Source organism: Streptomyces sp. NRRL WC-3549 (assembly GCF_000721935.1).
Classification (GTDB): domain Bacteria; phylum Actinomycetota; class Actinomycetes; order Streptomycetales; family Streptomycetaceae; genus Streptomyces.
This window is the reverse complement of the sequence record NZ_KL585425.1, coordinates 41,996-44,466: the sequence shown is the minus strand read 5'-3', so window position 1 is coordinate 44,466 and position 2,471 is coordinate 41,996. Positions and strand designations below refer to the sequence as shown.

1 protein-coding gene and 1 pseudogene are annotated in these 2,471 nt (G+C 72.4%); one reads left to right on the top strand and one right to left on the bottom strand.

The window, feature by feature from the left end; translation table 11 throughout:
- Nucleotides 1-813 (top strand): annotated as a pseudogene (locus IH13_RS0127925) (ATP-dependent DNA ligase); the annotation flags it as partial.
- 51 nt (nt 814-864) lie between these two features.
- On the opposite strand, the gene IH13_RS0127920 reads toward IH13_RS0127925, so the two are convergent.
- Nucleotides 865-2,226: an NAD(P)/FAD-dependent oxidoreductase gene (locus IH13_RS0127920; RefSeq protein WP_031088741.1), complete on the bottom strand. Its 1,362-nt coding sequence runs from the start codon at nt 2,224-2,226 to the stop codon at nt 865-867.
- Between the last annotated feature and the right edge of the window lie 245 nt (nt 2,227-2,471).

The following is a 2,471-nucleotide window of genomic DNA, read 5'->3' as shown; positions in this document are numbered from 1 at the left end:
AGCCCGCTCAGAGATGTGTATAAGAGACAGGAGCGGTTCGTCCTCGACGGCGAGATGATCGCCCTCGGCCCCGACGGACGGCCCCGGCCCTTCCAGGAGACCGCCGCGCGGGTGGGCTCCCGGCGGGACGTCGCCACGGCCGCCGCGGCGGTCCCCGTCGTCCCGGTCTTCTTCGACGTCCTCGCGCTCGACGGACGCGAACTCATCGACCTCCCCCTCACCGAACGGCACGCGGCCCTGGACGCGCTGGTCCCCGAGCCGATGCGGGTACGCCGCGTCACCGTCACCGACCCCGGCGACGAGGCGGCACGCCGGGTCGCCGAGGAGTTCTTCGGGGCCACCCTGGCCCGCGGCCACGAGGGCGTGGTGGTCAAGGGCGGGGCGGCGCCCTACAGCGCCGGACGGCGGGGCGCGTCCTGGCTGAAGGTGAAACCCGTCCACACCCTGGACCTGGTGGTGCTCGCCGCCGAATGGGGCCACGGACGGCGCACCGGGAAGCTGTCCAACCTGCACCTGGGGGCCCGCCGCCCGGACGGCACGTTCGCGATGCTGGGCAAGACCTTCAAGGGCCTCACCGACACCATGCTCGCCTGGCAGACCGAACGCCTCCAGGAGCTGGCCACCGGCGACGACGGGCACGTGGTGACCGTCCGCCCCGAACTCGTCGTCGAGATCGCCTACGACGGGCTCCAGAGCTCCACCCGCTACCCGGCGGGCGTCACCCTCCGGTTCGCCCGGGTCCTGCGCCACCGCGAGGACAAGCCGCCCGAGGAGGCGGACACCGTCGAGACGGTGCTCGCGCGCCGGGCATGACAACAGGCCCCGTCCCGTGGGGGAGGGGGCCCGCCGTCAGGTCCGGGAGCCTCACTCGTGCAGGACCGCCGAGGCGGTGTGCGCGCGGACCTCCTCGGGCGTCAGATAGGCGTCCGTGTACTCGAAGTCCCGCAGGGTCGCCCGCTTGCGCGCCTGGAACCCGGTGCGGACGAAGTCGTCACCGGCGATCGCGTTCAGCATCCAGTTGGTCAGGACCCGGGTCTTGGCGACGTTGGTCCGCAGCGCCGACCAGTGGTAGCCGCGCGCCACGGCCTGTGCGGGCATGCCCTTCAGCTCGACGCCCAGCGGCTTGGACACGGCGTCCCGGCCGCCCAGGTCCACCACCAGACCGAGGTCCTTGTGGACGTACGGCTGAAGCGGCCGGTTGCGCAGCGAGGCGATGACGTTCCCGGCCAGCGTGCGGCCCTGGCGCATGGCGTGCTGCGCGGTGGGCGGGCAGATCGCCCCGTCGTCCTTGGTCAGGTCCGGCACCGCCGCCGCGTCACCGAGCGCGAACACGCCGTCCACACCGGGCACCGACATCTCGGGGCTCACCGCGAGCCGGCCGCGCACCGTCTCCGCGTCCAGCGTGGCGACGAGCGGGCTGGCCGCGACGCCCGCAGTCCAGATCAGGGTGCGGCAGGGCAGTACCCGGCCGTCGGTGAAGGTCACCTTGTCCGGACCCGCCTCGGCCACGGAGACGCCCAGCGACACCTCGATGCCCCGTCCGCGCAGAATTTCCAGCGCGTCCAGGCCGAGCTTGTCGCCGAGCTCCGGCATGAGCTTGGGCGCGATGTCGATCAGGTGCCACTTGATCAGCTTCGGGTCCAGCCGCGGGTAGTGCTTCAGGGCGTTGGTGGTGAGCCGCTGCAGACACGCGGCGGTCTCCGTACCGGCGTACCCGCCGCCCACCACGACGAACTGCAGCCGGGACGCCCGCTCCTCCTCGTCCTGGCTGGCGTCGGCCAGATCGAGCTGCGAGATGACGTGGTCCCGGATGTAGGCGGCCTCGGCCAGCGTCTTCATGCCCCGGGCGTTCTCGACCAGCCCCGGGATGTCGAACGTCCGGGTCACGCTGCCGGCGGCCAGCACGAGGTAGTCGTACGGCTCGTTCACGATCTCGTCGGTGATCTTGCGTACGACGCAGACCTTGGCCTTCGTGTCCACCCCGATGGCACCGCCCGGCACGATACGGGTGCGGTGGCGCCTGCTGCGCCGCAGTGACACGGCGACCGACTGCGGAGTGAGCACCCCGGAGGCGACCTGCGGGAGCAACGGCAGGTACAGCTGGTAGGAGAACGGGGTGACCAGCGCGATGTCCGCCTCACCGGGGGCGAGGCTGCGTTCCAGCCGGCGTACGCACTCGACCCCCGCAAAGCCGGCGCCGACAACGAGAATCCTGGGTCGTGCCACGGTGTGCGTCCCTTCTCGGGTTTACGCGGTCATCGCTCGCCTGCCCCCGATTCGGGGCCAGTCACTCCTCATCCTCACCGCAGGCGAGGGACTTCGCCTCTTCTGCGGGGCGCCACGGACGCATTCGCCCGGGGCCCGGGGCGGTCCCGGGCTGGGCGGCGGGGGGCGTGCCGGATCAGGAGGAGGGCGGCTCCTCACCGTGTCGGGAGCGCCCGTCGCGGGGGCAGGACCGACCGCCACCGGCC